14 protein-coding genes and 3 riboswitches are annotated in these 16,323 nt (G+C 63.7%); of the genes, 8 read left to right on the top strand and 6 right to left on the bottom strand.

The features are described from left to right. Window positions 1-6: 6 nt before the first annotated feature. From fhuB to QM685_RS02810, 4 genes are all read right to left on the bottom strand, one after another. Window positions 7-2,025, bottom strand: coding sequence for a Fe(3+)-hydroxamate ABC transporter permease FhuB (gene fhuB, locus QM685_RS02825; RefSeq protein ID WP_415112513.1), 2,019 nt, complete (start codon window positions 2,023-2,025; stop codon window positions 7-9). 1 nt (window position 2,026) lies between these two features. Further along, the gene (locus QM685_RS02820) at window positions 2,027-2,986 is read right to left on the bottom strand and encodes an ABC transporter substrate-binding protein (protein WP_415112511.1); all 960 of its coding nucleotides are present in this window, start codon (window positions 2,984-2,986) and stop codon (window positions 2,027-2,029) included. Next, window positions 2,973-4,625 carry a cyclic peptide export ABC transporter gene (locus QM685_RS02815; RefSeq protein WP_415112509.1) on the bottom strand — a complete coding sequence of 551 codons (1,653 nt, stop codon included), beginning with the start codon at window positions 4,623-4,625 and terminating at the stop codon, window positions 2,973-2,975. Before QM685_RS02815 ends, QM685_RS02820 begins: the two co-directional genes overlap by 14 nt. Window positions 4,626-4,707: 82 nt before the next feature. Then, entirely contained in the window at window positions 4,708-6,861 is a 2,154-nt protein-coding gene (locus tag QM685_RS02810; RefSeq protein WP_415112507.1) for a TonB-dependent siderophore receptor, read from the bottom strand. Between the two features lie 404 nt (window positions 6,862-7,265). Between QM685_RS02810 and QM685_RS02805 the strand changes: the two genes are divergently transcribed. The 6 genes from QM685_RS02805 (at window position 7,266) to QM685_RS02780 (ending at window position 12,531) form a co-directional block, all read left to right on the top strand. After that, window positions 7,266-8,003 carry an AraC family transcriptional regulator gene (locus tag QM685_RS02805; RefSeq protein ID WP_415112505.1) on the top strand — a complete coding sequence of 246 codons (738 nt, stop codon included), beginning with the start codon at window positions 7,266-7,268 and terminating at the stop codon, window positions 8,001-8,003. Between the two features lie 94 nt (window positions 8,004-8,097). Further along, a riboswitch (Fluoride riboswitch) is annotated at window positions 8,098-8,159 on the top strand. A gap of 180 nt (window positions 8,160-8,339) precedes the next feature. Next, the gene (locus QM685_RS02800; RefSeq protein ID WP_415112503.1) at window positions 8,340-9,293 is read left to right on the top strand and encodes a DUF4129 domain-containing protein; all 954 of its coding nucleotides are present in this window, start codon (window positions 8,340-8,342) and stop codon (window positions 9,291-9,293) included. Further along, entirely contained in the window at window positions 9,277-9,762 is a 486-nt protein-coding gene (locus tag QM685_RS02795; protein WP_415112501.1) for a hypothetical protein, read from the top strand. The genes QM685_RS02800 and QM685_RS02795 overlap by 17 nt, the downstream gene beginning before the upstream one ends. Further along, a complete protein-coding gene (locus QM685_RS02790; RefSeq protein ID WP_415112499.1) occupies window positions 9,759-10,715 on the top strand; it encodes an AAA family ATPase in 957 nt (318 codons plus the stop codon). Before QM685_RS02795 ends, QM685_RS02790 begins: the two co-directional genes overlap by 4 nt. Beyond that, window positions 10,712-11,995: a DUF58 domain-containing protein gene (locus QM685_RS02785; RefSeq protein ID WP_415112497.1), complete on the top strand. Its 1,284-nt coding sequence runs from the start codon at window positions 10,712-10,714 to the stop codon at window positions 11,993-11,995. Before QM685_RS02790 ends, QM685_RS02785 begins: the two co-directional genes overlap by 4 nt. Beyond that, window positions 11,992-12,531, top strand: a complete 540-nt coding sequence (locus QM685_RS02780; RefSeq protein WP_415112495.1) for a hypothetical protein — start codon at window positions 11,992-11,994, stop codon at window positions 12,529-12,531. The genes QM685_RS02785 and QM685_RS02780 overlap by 4 nt, the downstream gene beginning before the upstream one ends. Window positions 12,532-12,555: 24 nt before the next feature. Here the strand turns inward: QM685_RS02780 and QM685_RS02775 are convergent, their stop codons facing one another. Beyond that, complete coding sequence (locus tag QM685_RS02775) at window positions 12,556-12,990, bottom strand: universal stress protein (protein ID WP_415112493.1); 435 nt, start codon at window positions 12,988-12,990, stop codon at window positions 12,556-12,558. Window positions 12,991-13,202: 212 nt separating this feature from the next. Beyond that, window positions 13,203-13,269: riboswitch (Fluoride riboswitch) on the top strand. 143 nt (window positions 13,270-13,412) lie between these two features. Between QM685_RS02775 and QM685_RS02770 the strand changes: the two genes are divergently transcribed. Further along, entirely contained in the window at window positions 13,413-13,961 is a 549-nt protein-coding gene (locus QM685_RS02770; protein WP_415112491.1) for an inorganic diphosphatase, read from the top strand. Between the two features lie 6 nt (window positions 13,962-13,967). Here the strand turns inward: QM685_RS02770 and QM685_RS02765 are convergent, their stop codons facing one another. Further along, the gene (locus tag QM685_RS02765) at window positions 13,968-14,585 is read right to left on the bottom strand and encodes a histidine phosphatase family protein (RefSeq protein ID WP_415112490.1); all 618 of its coding nucleotides are present in this window, start codon (window positions 14,583-14,585) and stop codon (window positions 13,968-13,970) included. Between the two features lie 165 nt (window positions 14,586-14,750). Here QM685_RS02765 and QM685_RS02760 point away from each other — a divergent pair, with 165 nt between their 5' ends. Beyond that, window positions 14,751-16,082, top strand: coding sequence for an Nramp family divalent metal transporter (locus QM685_RS02760; protein ID WP_415112488.1), 1,332 nt, complete (start codon window positions 14,751-14,753; stop codon window positions 16,080-16,082). A 73-nt stretch (window positions 16,083-16,155) separates the two neighbouring features. Further along, a riboswitch (Fluoride riboswitch) is annotated at window positions 16,156-16,218 on the top strand. The last annotated feature ends 105 nt before the right edge of the window (window positions 16,219-16,323 follow it).

Genomic DNA, 16,323 nt, shown 5'->3' with positions numbered 1-16,323 from the left:
GGACAGTCATAGCGCCGCCCTGCCGCGCAACATCAGCCACATGAAATACGCGCCGCCGATCAGCGTCGCCAGCAGGCCGACTGGAATCTGGAAAGGAAACAGCACGTTGCGGCCGAGCCAGTCGGCCAGCACCATGATCAACGCGCCCAGCAGCGCGGCGCCGCCGAGCTGCGCGGACGCCCGCCGAAAGCCCAGCATCCGCGCCAGATGCGGCGCCATCAGACCAATGAAGCTGAGCTGGCCGATCACGATCGTCGCCATGCCCGTCATCAGCGCGGCGAGCAGCAGCAACGCGAGCTGGCTCACGCCGGAACGCACGCCGAGGCTCGTCGCGACGGTCCCGCCGAGCGGCAGAATGTCGAGCCAGCGCACCAGCACAAAGGCAGCCGCGCCGAAAACGAGCAGCGCGATGCAGGCAGTCGCCGCGTCCTGCGTCGTCACGCCGTAAGTCGAGCCGGCCATCCATGCGAGGAGCCCTGTGAAATGCGGGTCATCGCTTGCGAGCAGCACCGTGACCAGCGCGCTGAACGCGGTGCCGAGCGTGACGCCCACCAGCAGCATCCGCTCGGGTGCGAAGCCATAGCGGCGTCCGAGCACGAGCATCGCAAGCAGCGTCGCGAACGCGCCCGCCCCCGCGGCACCGGTTTGCAACAGGTGGCCCGCACCGGGCGTGACGAACAGTAACGCGATCAATCCGAGCGACGCACCGGCGGAAATGCCGAGCACTTCGGGGCTCGCCATCGAATTGCCGGTGACCCGCTGCATGATCGCGCCCGCCACGCCGAGAAGCGAGCCCGCTGCCAGCGCGGCCGACACGCGCGGACCGCGCCAGTGCAGCAGCGCGACAAGATCGTCGCCGGCCGCCCAGCGCCAGCCGTCCGGCGACGCCCCAAGCAACAGACCGACTACCACGGCCGCCGCGAGTATCACGATGCCGAGCGCGATCCAGACGGGCAAGCGCCGCCGCGTGCGATGCGCGTCGTGCGTCGACATGTCGACGGTATCCGGCAACGCGGGCAAGCGCGGCAGCAACCAGAACAGGAATGGCGCGCCGACCAGCGACATCGCCGCGCCGGTCGGCACGCCCGCCCATGCGCCGGAGAACGTCTGCACGAGCTGATCGGCGAGCCACAGCAGCACCGCGCCGAAGAGCGGCGCCCACACGAGCCGGCTGCGGAAGCGGCGCGCGCCGGCCAGTCTGACGATCATCGGCGCCAGCACGCCGAGAAAGCCGATCACGCCGACCGTCGCCACCACCGAGGCCGCGAGAAACACGGCCAGCGCGAGCGCGGCCAGCCGCAGGAAACGCAACGGCACGCCGAGGCTGCGCGCGCTGCCGTCCGCGAGCGACATCATCGTCAGCGGCCGAACCAGAGCCGCGGCCACGCACGCGCCGGCGACGAGGTGAGGCAGCAGCGCGCGAGGCGCATCCCAGTTGTTCTGGTTCAGCGAACCGGCACCCCACAGAAATAGAGACTGCAGATCATCGTGATGGAACAGCGTGAGCACCGCGTCGATCGAGCCGCAATAGAAATTCAGGATCAGGCCGCCGAGAATCAGCGCGACAGGAGACAGACGGCGGCGCCACGCGAGCGCCACCACGATCAGCATCGCCAGCGCGGCGCCCGCGAGCGCCACCCATTGCTGGCCGACGAAGAGCCAATGCGGCGCGAACAGCGACACGGTCGACAGCGCGAGCGACGCCCCCGCGGACACGCCGAGCGTCGTCGGCTCGGCGAGCGGATTGCGCAATACCTGCTGGAAGATCGCGCCGGCCAATGCCAGTTGCGCGCCGGCCAGCCAACAGACGGCGACGCGCGGCAACATGCTTTGATTGACGACGGCCTCGCGCATGTCGCGCAGGTCGGGGGAAACGATTGCGGGCCACCACAGGTGCATCGGCAGCAGCATGCCGATCTGGCGCAGCGACAAGGCCAACGCGCAGCAGGCCAGCACGCCGACCAGCCAGGCCGGATGCATCGACGGACAGCGCCGCGGCGTGCGAAGCGCGATTCCTTCAGCCATGTCAGGCACCCGCCTGCCGGTCGAGCGCGACGAGGCCGGCCGTCAGTTCGTTGGCGAACTGCACCGCGCATGCCGTCGCGCCATAGGCGAAGAAACCCGGCAACGGCCGGAAGCGTTGCGCGTGGACGAACGGCAGGTTTTGCCAAAGCCCGCTGCGGCTCAGGTTGTGAAGCGCGATCTTGTCGCGCGCGCCGTGGCTGATGTAGAACATCCGCGCGTCGCCCATCGGCGCGAGTCCTTCGATACCCAGCAGCAGATAGCCCGAGCCGGTCGAACCCTGCCACGCGTTGCGCACGCCGAGGCGATCCATCACGTCCTGCATCATGCTGTTCGGCCCGTACAGGTAGAGATGCCGGCCGTCGTCGTAGAGATCGGCGATCAGCACCGGCGGCGCGGCCCCGAGGGTCGACACGGTGCGCGCGCGGGCGGCGAGTTCGTCTTCGACACTCAGCAGATAGGCCTGCGCCGCCTGCTTGCGCCCGAGACGCTGCGCGATGCGCAGCGTTGTCGCGACCGCGAGCGCATACGGTTTGCCGAGCCGCGCGTTGTAGATGTCGACGGCAATGGTTGGCGCAATCGTGCTCAGGCGCGCTTCGAGGCCGAGCTGATTGACGTCGATGACAATCAGTTCAGGCTTCAACTGCTGCAACAGTTCGAGATTCGGCTCGCTGTGCGATCCCAGTTCGAGCACGCTCGCGGGCATCGCGGGAAGCGCGCCGGCGCGCGGATAGTCGGCTCGCTCCGTCAGCGCCAGCGGCGTGACGCCGAGCGAAACGAGAATCTGCGCGCCGGCCCAGCTCAGCGAGACGACTCGCGGCTGGGCATGCGACGCGGACCCGGCCACCGCGGCCGCGGCAGGCCATGCGAACCCCGTGGCGCCGAGCGCCAGCAATGCCTTCAGGCAGTCGCGACGGCCTTTCGCGGCGGGTAGCTCACCTCGGGAAAAATCAGGCTGAGTCATTTGACTGGATAGACTGATGCCGTAAATCGGCGCCGAGGCCGTGCTCGACGACCCGGCCGTATTCGAGTTTCACGTAGCGCGTCGCCAGGTGGAAGTAACGATCGTCGTGCGTGATGACGAGCACCGTCTTGCCTTGCTCGCGTAACCGCGGCAACAGACGGCGATAGAACACTTCCTTGAAAACCGGATCCTGATCCGCGGCCCATTCGTCGAACACGTAGAACGGGCGGTCTTCCAGATAGGTGACGAGCAGCGCCAGCCGCTTGCGTTGCCCCTGCGACAGCTCGGTCGTCGAAAACACGCCGTTTTCGATCTTCACCTTGTGGTCGAGATGAAGATGTTCGAGCAGCGTCTTCGCCTGCTGGTCGAGCCCATCGAGCTTCATGCCGAGCAACGCGTCGAACAGGAAAAAGTCGTTGAATACCGCGGAAAAATGCTGCCGATAGCTGTCGCGCGTGGCTTCGTCGACCGGCTGGCCGTTCAGCAGGATGCGGCCGCTTTCCGGCACGTAAAGACCCACGAGCATTTTGGCCAGCGTGGTCTTGCCGCTGCCGTTGCCGCCGATCAGATAGACGAGTTCGCCCGGCTTGAACGCGAGGTCGATCGGCCCGAGCGTGAACACCTCGTCTTCTTTCTCGCGGTAGTAGCGGTGCGTCACCTGCTCGAGCACGATGCTGTGAAACGATCTGGCCGCCTCCGCGGGCACCGTATTCTCCGGCGGCAGATCCCGCTGGATCAGGTTGATGCGCTCGATCGCGACTTTCGCCGAACTGACGGTCGGCAGCGCGGACAGCAGCCCCTCGATCGGCATGATCATGTACAGGAAGATCATCGCGTAGCCCGACATCACGTGGCTCGACACCGGGTACCACCGGGTCAGAACGAACAGCACGCAGCCGATGAACGCGAAAAAAATGAAGCTGCCCCAACTCGCCGCCGCCGCGTATAGCACATAGCCGCGCGTGCGTTGCACGCGCACGGCTTCGACGTTCGTCGCCAGCGTGCCGTCGATCAGCGCGGCCTTGCGCTGGCGATGCAGCTTCAATTCTTTCGCACCGTCGAAAAGCGCCCGGAAATGCCTGATCAGATCGTCCTCGCGCCGGCGCGAGCTGCGCAGATGAAACTCCGCGCGGCTGTTGGCCAGATGAAATCCCAGCGAGCCGATGAACACCGTGACGACCGCGAACAGCAGGATCTGCCACGACAGATAGCCCAGATACGCGAGGCAGCCGGCAATGACGGCGCCCTGCATCGCGAGATTCGGCAGACTCACGAAAAACACGACGATCGTATCGAGATCGTCGGTCAGCACGGACAACGCCCGCGATGCGCCCTGCCTTTCGAGGCTCTGGTATGAAGCGTCGCCGATGCGGCGAATGACGTCCATGCGCAGCGTGGCTTTCGCGTTCTGGCCGAGACGCATGAAGAGTGTCGACGAGACGGCTCGCGTGATCAGCACCAGCACGCTGAGTCCGAGGAACTTGAGACCGAGTTCGCCCAGCGTCTGCCGGGACGCGCCAAGCGCCTGGTTGATCAGCGCGACGAGACCCGCGCTACTCAAACCGCTGATGACGCTCGTGACGATCGCCACCAGCAGCGTTTGACGCGAATGACGGATCAGATAGAGAACGAGGGACATAAATTTTTCTATGATCGATGCCGGCGGCCCGCGCGTGCCGCCGGCTGATCGCCGGCATCGACGTGTTCAGGTAATACCGCGCTCACCACTGGTAAGTCGCGCGGCCGATCACGCTGCGTCGCAAGCCATAGGCGCAATAGTTCGTCCCCTGGCAGTTGACGTAGACGCGATCGAACAGGTTCTGCGCATTCACCGAGAAACGCCAGCGATCGATATCGTAGTGGATCGCCGCATCGAACAGCGTGACCGACGCCATTTTCACGTCGTTCGCCTGGTCCCCGTACTGCGGGCCGATATAACGCACGCCGCCGGCGATTCCGAAGCCCTTCCACCATCCCTGCTGGAAGGTCTTGTCGAGCCACAGGCTCGCCATGTTGTGCGGCACGTTCATCGCCTGGTTGCCGGCGAACCCCTGGTCGCTCTCGGTAATCGTGCCGTCCATGTAGGTGTAGGCGGCGGTAAGACTGAGACCGGAGCCCAGGTCGGCGACGCCGGACAGTTCGATACCCTTCACGCGCTGCGCGCCGGTCTGCACCACGAAGTTGCCTTCGGGATGATCGACGTCCGGCTCGGTCACGTTCTTCTCCAGAATGTTGTAGAGCGACAGCATCGCAAAGCTCTTCTGACCGGGCGGTTGATATTTGATCCCCGCCTCGACGCTCTGGCCGGTCGTCGGCTTCAGCGCCGCGCCGTCGAACGTGCTGCCGAGCCCCGGCTGGAACGACGTCGAATAGCTGACATACGGCGCGAAGCCGCTATCGAACAGATACACGAGGCCCGCGCGATAAGTGAAGCGGTGCGCGTCGTTGCTCTGGTCCGTCTGACCCGCTATGCGGTCGAATTCGTCGGTGCTGGCCCAGTCCTGACGCACGCCGAGGGTGGCGACCAGCTTGCCGAAACGGATCTGGTCCTGCGCGTAGAGGCCCACCTGATCGAGATGATGCTCGACGCTGTAATCCACCCCGCCCAGCGTGATCGGGCCACCATAAACCGGGTTGTACAGATTGAGCGACGGCACCGAAGTCGCATCGTTTTCCGCCCAGCGGTCGATCGAATGTACGTAGTCGATGCCGACCAGAGCCGTATGTTGCAGAACACCCGTCCCGAACCTGAACTGCGCCTGATTGTCGAGCGCGAAGACGTCGGAGCTGGACTTCGCCTGGAACGCGTAGCGGTCGATCGTCGCGAGATCGTCTTCGAGGCCGGCGTTGCCGACGATGTCTTCATCCAGATCGACGTGTGTGTAACGCAGATTCTGGCGCACGGTCAGCCAGTCGTTGAAGCGGTGCTCGAACTCGTAGCCGATGGACGCTTCGCTGCGCCGGATTTCGTTGAAACCGGGTTCGCCGTCGAATACGTTGGTGCCGATCCGGGTCCCGGCCGGTCCCGGATACAGCGTGCCGATGGCCGGCAGGTCCACCGTCGGATTGCTGCTGTTGCGATAGCTGTAGTGCGACAGCAGCGTGAACGTCGTGTCGGCCGACGGCTTCCACGTCAGAGCGGGCGCAATGTACACGCGCTTGTCGGTCTGATAGTCGACCTGCGAGCCATTGCTCGACACGTCGCCGGTGAAACGGTAAAGCAGCGTGCCGTCCTTGTTCACCGGGCCGCTGAAATCGAAGCGGCCGCCCACCGAGCCATGGCTGCCGACGTCCATCGACACTTCATGCAGCGCGTCGCCGGTCGGCCGCTTCGTCACCAGGTTGATCATGCCGCCCGGGATGTTCTGCCCGTACAGCACCGAGGTCGGACCGCGCAGCACGTCGATGCGTTCGAGCCCATAGGGGTCCACTGCCGGCGCGAGCAGCGTGAAGTAGGTCTGCGTCGAAAGACCGTCGACGAACGGAAACTGGTTCGGAAAGCCGCGCACCATGTAGTAGTCGACCGTCGTATTCAGGCCGCCATATTCTTCGCCGATGACGCCCGGCGTATAACGCAACGCCTGTCCGACCGACTGGGCCGCCTGCGACTGCATCTGGTCGGAGGTAATGACCGAGATGGACTGCGGCGTCTCGATGATCGGCGTGTCGGTTTTCGTGCCGGTCGTGCTGCGTTTCGCGACGAAGCCCTGAACCGGGCTCGTCGCCGTCTCCTGTTCGCGCTCGGCCGACACTACCACCGGTGGCAGCGACGTGTCGGTTTGCGGTGCCGCGCTCCGCGGCGGTTGCGATTTTTGCGCGGTCGTGTCGTCGGAATTGGCGCCGACCGATTGTGCGTGCGCGGCGCTTGCCACCATGCAAGCCGCCGCGATCACGGATAGCTTCCAGATACTCCGGTGCCCCGCTCTTCCATTAACGCCCCTCTGGGCCAACTGACTATTTCGTGAAGCTTTCATCCCCGGTCTGCTCGCAGTCATATAAAAAAGCCGTTTGACGACACGCGTTTCATGCCCCGGCAGAAATAAGCCGGGCCAATGAATCGTGAGAGAATGAGAATCATTAACGTCAAAAGACGGAATGATTCAACGCGCGCCGTGATAAGCAGCAAGGATAATGGCGACTGGTTTGCGCTGTATTGCCATCCCATATCGCAAACCGGTCAACTTTTTGCCCAAATTCGATGAAACCAACCGAAATTGAGAATGTGAACCCTGTCTGGCGACAGCGGTACAGCGCCGGCCGGGCCACATTGGCGGCTCCGGTGGTCACGAGTAGCTGGGAGTACGAAAACGGCTTCCGGGAGGTCTGGCATGCGCATGAAGCGGCGCAACTGATCTATGTGACGCGCGGTGTGTTGCGCATCCTCACCCCGGCGGGAATCTGGACATTGCCGCCGTTTCACGGCATCTGGCTGCCGCCCACCGTGCCTCATGAACTGCATGCGATCGGCGAGGTCATCGTGCGCACGGCGTGGGTCGCGCCGCAGACCGACCCGGCGTTGGACCGGTGGACGCAATGCCAGGTGCTGCACATGAGTCCGTTGCTCGACGCGCTCGTGAGCGCGCTGGCCGACGAAACGGATAACGACGATCGACGCGCGGCGCTCGCTCTGCCGCTCTTTCTCCTCGAGCTAACGCGCGCGCCCAGGTTGACGAGCGGAACCCTGCCTCTGCCGCAGGACCGGCGCTTACGCTCGATCTGCGAAGAATTGCTGTCGTATCCGCAGAATACCGACACCATCGAGCTGTGGGGCGAACGGGTCGGCGCAAGCACGCGCACACTCGCTCGCCTCTTCAGGGAAGAGACGGGATTGAGCTTTGGACAGTGGCGTCAGCAGCTTCGCCTAGTCGAAGCGGTCGCGAAGCTCGCGCTCGATGTTCCCGTGTCGACGATTGCTGCCGAATTGGGGTATCAGAGTTCGAGCGCGTTCATTTCGATGTTCAGGAAAACACTCGGCGAGACGCCGCAACGTTATCTGAAGAAACGCGACGGCTCATAAGTTGCCCCGGCCTTTTGGGAAAGCCTTTTCACCTGCGCAGTCGCAAACCTCGCGGAGGGTTGTGGATGTCCAGGCAGCGGCCTAAAATCGCCGATATCGAAAGGGAGATGGCATTCTCCATAACCGCCCAGGTGGGCTGATGATGCCTGCGAGTTGCCAGGGTATGGTTCGGCGCACGCCGGTGTCGTCCCCTGGCTTCGCATCATGCGTCGTCGGGGATTGAATGTCATATTCTTCCAGATCCGCGGAGCGTCGCGGGCCAGCGAAACTGACAAGCGCGGTTGCACGGCTCAAAGCCAATGTGGTGTCGGCTTCAATAGACGCACGGGTACGCCAGTGACGAGCGCGTCGACATGGCTTACGCCGATCATCAGCGGCAGCCGCCAGATAGGGCTGCCGCTGATGGGCACGGCGGGTCTCGCGATATGTATCGGCGCGTTCCTGCCCACTGGCCAGTTCGAGCCCAGCGAAGCCGTATCGATGCCCAACAGCGGCGGCCCCTTGCCGGACTGGTTTTTCCCGGCGGCGATCACGCTAGGTTCGGGCGCGCTGTTCCTGCTGTTCGGGCTCTTCGCGCGGTTGCGCCGCAGGCGGCGTGCTGCGGACCCGGACGACTACGACGAAGTGTTCGAGCCGCCGCCGGTATCGCCGGTCATCGGCGCGCTGGTGCTCGTGACGACCGCGTTGCTGGTCATTTTCGCCGTGCAGGCATTGCGGTCAGGCGAACGCGCCGCCGGACCACTCGCCCGGACCGGTCAACAGATGGCAGGCGAACCGCTCACTGCCACGCTACCCGCCGCTGGACGCGCGCTCACTCATTCTCCGATCGCGGGCATCGCCGTCGCTATAGTCGCGCTTCTCGCCGCCGCAGCCGCGTTCGCGTTTGCATGGTGGCTTCACTTCGGCGGCACGCGGCTGCGATCCGCTTCTTCATCGAATCACAATCACATCCCGCAGTTGCTACAAGCCGTCGACGCGAGTTCCGACGCCTTGCGTTTCGGCAGTGATCCGAAGGCCGCAATCATTGCGTGCTACGAGGGTTTCGAGCGGTCTCTCGCCGAGTCGGGGCTGGCGCGGGTTCCGTCGGAAACCGCAAACGAATTCGCGCAAAATGCGTCGCGTCGATTCCGCTTGCCCGTCGACGCCGTGCGCGACCTCGCCCATCTCTTCGAACTCGCGCGCTTCAGCAATCAACCGGTGGGTGAAGCCGATCGCGAGGCCGCATGGCGCGCGCTTGACGCCGTGAGGGCCGCGCTCGGCGCAGGAGTCGATCATGCGCGGACCGACTGAACAGCGCCGCCGGGGCTCGGCGACAGGCCCTTTTCTCGTGCTGCTGGCGCTCGTCATGATCTGCGGGGCGGCATGGCTATGGGTAACACCGGTGCATCGCGAGTTCGGCGCCCGCATCGGCGTCGCCGTTCTCTTCGCGTACGTATGGGCCGCGGCGTTGCGCTTTCAGCGCAACATGACCGTCGCCGAGCCGCCATCGAACTTCGATCTCTGCCTGAACCGCTCGCCACCCGCCCCACGATTCGATCCGCTATTCCTGCGGATGCGCGACGAACTCACCGGTAGTATCCGCAGCCAGTCCTATTTCTTGCATGTTCTCTGGCCGCGCCTCGTTGCGCTTTCACGTCAATACGAAAGCCCGCTGCTTTCGCCCCCGCGACAAAGCCGTCTGCCCTGGCAGGGACAGTCGCTCGACGCGCTTGACCAGCTCATCGCGCGGATAGAGTCCGGCGAGGCGAAACGGCCATGAACATGACGGACTTTTCGACTCGCTGCAATGCGGTGCTCGACGCGCTCTCACAGGTCATCGTCGGCAAGCACGCTGTTCTGCGCACCCTGCTCGCGGGGCTGCTCGCGAACGGCCACATCCTGATCGAAGACAATCCGGGGCTTGCGAAGACGCTGATCGCGCGCCTCGCGGCCCAGGCGCTCGGTCTGGAATTCAAGCGCATCCAGTTCACGCCTGATCTTCTGCCCGGCGATGTCACCGGCAGCTCGATATACGATGCGCGGAGCGGACGTTTTGAATTTCGTGGCGGCCCGATCTTCACGCATCTGTTGCTTGCCGACGAAATCAACCGCGCGACGCCCAAGACGCAATCGGCGCTGCTCGAGGCGATGCAGGAGCGGCAGGTGACTTATGAAGGTCTGTCCCGTCCGCTCGGACCGCCGTTTCTGGTGATTGCCACGCAAAATCCGATCGAGTTCGAAGGCACGTATGCGCTGCCCGAAGCGCAACTCGACCGCTTTATCATGCGCGTTGCCGTCGGCTACCCGGAGCGCGATGCGGAAAGTGAGATCCTGCGCCGGCGCCGTGACCGGCGAGCCGACGTCGTGAATATCCCGCCGCTGCTGTCGCGTGAGGAATTCATCGCGTTGCAGGAGATACTGGAAACCGTCCATGTCGACGGCGCGGTGAGCGACTATATCGTCGATCTCGTCAGGGCGACGCGCACGGACAACCGCATCTCGGTGGGCGCCTCGCCGCGAGGCAGCCTCGCGCTTCAAAGCCTTGCGCGTGCCTGGGCCGCGCTCGATGGGCGCGCTTACGTCACGCCGGACGACGTCAAGGCGATGACGGTGCCGGCGCTGGCGCACCGGCTGGTCCCGCGGCCCGAACTCTGGGTCAGCGGTATCAGTACCGGGCGGGTGATGGAAGATCTGCTCGAACGCGTACCGTCACCCTCCGTACGCCCGTCATGACCGCCCGTCCTTCGCCTCTCGCCGCCGCCCTGCTGACGCTCGCGGGCTGTGCAATCGTTCTGGGCATACTGACGGCACAGCCCGCGCTCTTCATCGTCGCCGTACCCTCGCTGGTGACGTTGTGGCTGGCACCCCGCCCCGGCGCGTTGCCGGCGATCTCGCTCGAATTCGAAGTACTGCCTCCGCGCGCAATCGAAGGCGAGCGCGTCGTGCTGAACATCCGGCTCGCGACCGATGCATCCATCGCGCTCGTCGACCTGCTTGTACCGCTGCCCACCAACCTTGTCACCGAATCCGGCACGGCCTCCGTGCGATGGATCACCAGCCTCGCGCATCGCAAGGAATTTCAGCAACGCGTCGAGCTCGAGGCGATGCTGAGCGGACGCGCGCCGATCACAACGGTCATGATTCGCCAGTCCGACGCCACAGGTCTGTGGACTCGCGACACCGGGATCGACACAGCAACCGAGGTGCTCGTCTATCCGCGCATCGTCGCGTTGAAGCACATGCCCCGCCCCCTGCGCACGCGCACCACGCTCGGCAACCACGTCTCACGCCAGACCGGTGAAGGCATCGTGCCGGACGAGGTTCGCCCATTTGCCGCCGGCGATCGCATCAGACGCATCAACTGGCCCGCGTCCTTGCGTCGTCAACAGATTTACGTGACGCAGTTCGATGCCGAACGCAGCGCGGACGTCATTCTGCTGGTCGATACGTTTGCCGTGGCCGGCGCGCGTCCGCGCTCGACGCTCGACGCCTGCTCACGAGCCGCCGCCGCGCTGGCCGTGACGTGCATTGCGCGACGCGACCGCGTCGGCATGATCGAGCTGGGTGGATATCTGCGCTGGCTCAGGCCGGGATCCGGACGCGCGCAGCTCGATCGGCTGCTTGGCGCGATCGTGCCGGGCGACGTGGTGTTCACCTACGTCTCGCATAACCTGAACTACGTGCCGCGCGCAGCGTTGCCGCCGCAAGCCCTGGTTCTTGCGGTGACGCCGCTCATCGACGCGCGCTTTGAAAACGCAACCCTCGATCTCGCGCATCGCGGCTACCAGGTCGCGATGCTCGCCGTGAGCCCGCTCGGTTTCATGCACGATGCACTGCCCGAAACCCGGCTGAATCAGACGGCACTGCGCCTATGGGCACTCGAGCGCGACGCACACCTTCGCCGGCTGCGCGCGCGTGGAATCGCGGTGATCGAATGGGACCCGGATCAGCCGCTTGCCTCAACGCTTGCGCTGCACGCGTGGCCGCCCACTGGCGGCGGGAGATATTCATGACGCGCCTGCCGGTTTTCGCAATCCTGATAGCGACGGGCGTACCGCTCGTGGGCGTCCACAGATGGCCGGTAGCCGCCGTTGCCATCGGGGCGACCGTGCTGCTCCTGACAGGGTTAAAGCGTGCCTCACTCGGCGTGACGATCATCGGCGGCGTGCTGGCGATTTCCGAGCTGGCGCTCGCATTGACGTCGACGCGACCCGCCCTGGTCCTGCTGCGTCCGGTGGCGGTCGGACTGGCGCTCCTGTATGTCGTCGAGGAGGTCGAGTACGCGGGACGTGTCGCGCGCGCCCACGTCGACTCCGCCGCGCAGAAGACGAGAAACCAGGCCCTGATGCAGCAGACGGTCGCGGCGGTCACGACAACTGTCCTGCTCGCGATGCTTGCCTCAGGCATCGCCGCGTACCTGCCGTTGCACGGGGCCGCGCGAATCGTGGTGGCTGGAATCGGCGCGGTTGTCGCGTTGCTCGCGGCATGGATCGGGGCATCGGGATTCAGGCTGAAGAAGACGCTGACCGGCAAGCCGGACACAACGTAGCCTCCGCACCCCTTGTCCGGCAAGTCAGCCTGGTTCGGACCGGCCGCGCACGATCGTCACCGAGCAGGGCGCATAGGCAATCACCTGCCTTGCGATCGAGCCGAGCAACCAGCGTTCGAACGCCGTCTTCCCGCGGTGCCCCACTACCAGGTGGTCGATGTTGTGTCTTTCCGCGTACAGAACGAGTTCTTTCGCCGGATGTCCGGTGATCATCTCGAGGTGAACGGAAGCCGACGTGGGTCGCAGCTTGTCTTTCAGCTCGTCGAGAAGCATCTTGCTGTGCTTCTCCTGCGCTTCAATCAGATCACGTTTCTCCACGTCGATCACGCCCCAATCGGGGGTCGCCGCGACCGCCACGATATGCAGTCGGGCGCCCTGCCGCTCCGCCAGATCCAGTGCGAAATCGACCGCATGGTGAGCGGAAGTCGATCCGTCGTATCCCACAAGCACGTCATGCATGATGTCCTCCAGACGCGCAGTCGGGCGCCGGACAGATTCCAGCGCCAACGATAGCGTGGTCCAACGCACTACCACACTATCGATTTGATTTTAGGCCGCCATTGCACCGACAGCAACGGCATACGACACGCCGGGCCTGAAAGGCCAAACGGTAAAAACGAGTGGTAAAAATGAGCATTGCGAATAGCAACGCGTTTGGCTAAAGTGAAAAGGTATTTTACGGAGATGGCATTCTCCGCAAACCGTCGGCGTTCGCCGGCTGATGATGCCTACAGCCATCCGGATCGGGGCGCTGTGGCAGACCACTCCCCCTCTTCGATGGCAACGGAATCACCGGCTGGTGTTCCGGTGGGTGTCTTTTTCCCTCCCGGAAAGTTAGCGATCAACAGTCTGCTCGCCACGCAAACAGGACGGATAACGCAATGCCCCATGACGAAATCGGCAGCGGCTCGAATGCCCCATCGACGTTTAACGTCATCATCGAAATGTCCGCCTTTGGCGAGCCCGTCAAGTACCAGGCGGATCCGCGGTCCGGACGACTTCGGGTAGAGACGTTCATGATGACGAGCATGCGATATCCGGCCAACTACGGCTTTGTCCCGGATACGCTCGCGCCCGACGGCCGGCCGCTGGATGCGCTCGTTATCACACCGTTCCCGGTCGTGCCGGGTGCCGTTATCGAGGCGCGGGCGCTCGGTACGATGCACCTGACCGACGAGCAGGGAGCCGACGCCAAATTGATCGCGGTTCCCGTGGACTCAGTGTGCGCCACCACGATCAACCTGCATTCAGTCGACGACTTGCCGCAATACCTGCTCCACGAATTTCGACACTTCTTCGTCAATTACAAGGTACTGGAGCATGGCAGATGGTCGCGCTTCGAACACTGGGGCTCCCCCGACGACGCCAGGAACGAGTTGATCAACGCGATGACTGCTTTTGCACGTCTGTCGGACGTGCAAAAGCAGTAACCATCTCTACACGACACCTGCCAGGTGCGCCGTTTCATTGACACTATGCACAGTGGTCGTACCGTCCGCATGAATGTCCACCAGGTTGATGCAGCATGGCCCCTGTTCGATACGCCAGTAGGCCGACAGCGGCAGATCGAGTGCCTGTGTCAGCAGCACCCGGTTGACGCTATCGTGAGCGACGAGGACGATCGTATCGTTCCCGAACGACTGAAGCAGTTCCCGCACCGCGTCGGCTGTACGCAGCGCCACGGACTGCAGTGACTCCCCACCTGGAAAACGCATCCATTGAGGCGCCGTCTTCCACAACGCGAATTCGCCCGGAAACTGATCACGGGCTTCGTCGTGGCTTTTCCACTGCCATTGACCATAATCGAGATCGTCGATACCCGGCTGAACGCACGCGGTGCCGCCACATGCCGCGGCAATGACAGCCGCTGTATCGCGACAGCGCTGCATCGGACTGCTGTAGATCGCCGCGGGCCGGTAGCGCGCGGCCACCGCGTTTGCCAGAGCATCCGCCTGGCGTCGGCCCCGGTCTGTCAACGCGAGCTGCATCCGGCCGCGAAAGCGCGGTGGATCGATACCTTCTACCTCTCCGTGACGGGTCAGAACGATGCGCATGAGTGCCTCCTTGATTTACCTGTCGATCGACAATACGCCGATCGTGTGGAAATAGCATTCGGGAAAACGTCGCTTAGCCTCCAGCCGGAAAGAAACCCGGCCGGCACGGGTACAGCTATTGCTCGCCGGGCCACGGCGCCCAGGTAAAAAACAGGAAGACAGGCGATGGACAAACGCATTCGTGACCAGGAAGACAATCATCCGGTCGCCAAACCGCTGACCGACAGTACGACGATAGCCATTCGCGAGGCGCTCGAAGGACGGCGTCATGGCATCGCTCTACTGCTTCCTTTTGCGGGACCCGCGATTGTCGTGTCGGTCGCCTATGTCGATCCGGGCAACTTCGCGACCAATATCCAGGCGGGAGCGCGCTATGGGTACACGTTGCTTTGGGTAGTCGTCGTTGCCAATCTTATCGCCATGCTTTTTCAGGCGCTTGCGGCAAAACTGGGAATCGTCACCGGGCGCAATCTTGCCGAGCTCTGCCGCGAGCATTTTCCTCAACCCCTGGTACTGCTGCTGTGGGTCGTCAGTGAAGTCGCCGCCATGGCGACGGATCTCGCTGAATTCGTGGGTGGCGCACTGGGCTTCTCACTTCTGCTGCATGTTCCGTTGCTAGTCGCGATGGTCATCGTCGGAATTGCGACCTACGGCTTTTTGCTGTTTCAGAAGAACCGCTTCCGTCCGCTCGAGAGGATGGTCGGTGCCATGGTGGGGGTGATCGGCTTGTGCTATCTGGTCGAGCTGTTCATCACGCCGATCCATTGGGCCGCGGCTTTTCCACATATGATCGTGCCGCGGTTGCCCGACAGCACCGCGCTGACGATTGCCGTCGGGATCATCGGCGCGACCATCATGCCGCACGCGCTTTTTCTTCATTCCGGACTGACCGAGAGCCGGGCACCCGTAAAAAACGACGCGGAGCGGGCCAGAATATTACGCTATTCGAATATCGAAGTGACGATTGCTCTCGCAGTCGCGGGCCTGATCAATATAGCGATGGTCCTCACGGCAGCCGGCGCTTTTCATGCCGGACATCCGGAAGTCGCCGAAATCCAGTCGGCTTATCACACACTGGCGCCCTTGCTCGGCAAGGCCGCGGCCGGGGTCTTTCTCGTGTCCCTGGTCGCCTCGGGTCTGTCGAGTTCGGTCGTGGGTACCGCCGCCGGTCAGATGATCATGCAGGGATTCGTCGGCTTCAGTATTCCGCTATGGCTGCGACGTGCAATAACGATGATCCCCAGCTTCATCGTAGTCGCACTCGGAAGCAACGCCACGCAAGCACTGGTGAGCAGCCAGGTCGTTCTCAGTTTCGCGCTTCCGTTTCCGGTTGTCGCGCTGGTCTGGTTCACCTGCCGACGGGAAATCATGGGACGCTACCGGAACGGGTTCCTGATTGGCGGCCTGACCATCGTCGCGGCATTGCTGGTGCTTGCATTGAACGTGCTGTTGCTTCTGCAGATGGGCGGCATCGACGTTCCCGGCATGCAGAGTTAGCGCGCGCCTGCCGGCCCGGGAATGGCAGTATTGCGGCCGTGCTATTTGCGGCCGTTTCTCCAGGCCGATAGAATAGATTCACGGAGATGGCATTCCTCCGTATAACCGCCTCCCGGCTAATGATGCCTACGTCTCCCGGATGGGACGTAGGGTCACGCGCCGTCGTCGCCCTGTCCGGGTTCGTCAGGCTCACAGAACCGGACATTCCTGATGATTCCCGCTGTTTCATCGACCGCATGCG

Origin of the sequence: Paraburkholderia sp., assembly GCF_047605525.1 — a bacterium.
GTDB lineage: Bacteria > Pseudomonadota > Gammaproteobacteria > Burkholderiales > Burkholderiaceae > Paraburkholderia.
This window is presented reverse-complemented; position numbering and strand designations above follow the sequence as displayed.

Coding starts and splice junctions, on each gene's coding strand:
- fhuB (WP_415112513.1), bottom strand. CDS start 2,025: ATGGCTGAAGGAATCGCGCTTCGCACGCCGCGGCGCTGTCCGTCGATG.
- QM685_RS02820 (WP_415112511.1), bottom strand. CDS start 2,986: ATGACTCAGCCTGATTTTTCCCGAGGTGAGCTACCCGCCGCGAAAGGC.
- QM685_RS02815 (WP_415112509.1), bottom strand. CDS start 4,625: ATGTCCCTCGTTCTCTATCTGATCCGTCATTCGCGTCAAACGCTGCTG.
- QM685_RS02810 (WP_415112507.1), bottom strand. CDS start 6,861: ATGGTGGCAAGCGCCGCGCACGCACAATCGGTCGGCGCCAATTCCGAC.
- QM685_RS02795 (WP_415112501.1), top strand. CDS start 9,277: ATGCGCGGACCGACTGAACAGCGCCGCCGGGGCTCGGCGACAGGCCCT.
- QM685_RS02790 (WP_415112499.1), top strand. CDS start 9,759: ATGAACATGACGGACTTTTCGACTCGCTGCAATGCGGTGCTCGACGCG.
- QM685_RS02785 (WP_415112497.1), top strand. CDS start 10,712: ATGACCGCCCGTCCTTCGCCTCTCGCCGCCGCCCTGCTGACGCTCGCG.
- QM685_RS02780 (WP_415112495.1), top strand. CDS start 11,992: ATGACGCGCCTGCCGGTTTTCGCAATCCTGATAGCGACGGGCGTACCG.
- QM685_RS02775 (WP_415112493.1), bottom strand. CDS start 12,990: ATGCATGACGTGCTTGTGGGATACGACGGATCGACTTCCGCTCACCAT.
- QM685_RS02770 (WP_415112491.1), top strand. CDS start 13,413: ATGCCCCATGACGAAATCGGCAGCGGCTCGAATGCCCCATCGACGTTT.
- QM685_RS02765 (WP_415112490.1), bottom strand. CDS start 14,585: ATGCGCATCGTTCTGACCCGTCACGGAGAGGTAGAAGGTATCGATCCA.
- QM685_RS02760 (WP_415112488.1), top strand. CDS start 14,751: ATGGACAAACGCATTCGTGACCAGGAAGACAATCATCCGGTCGCCAAA.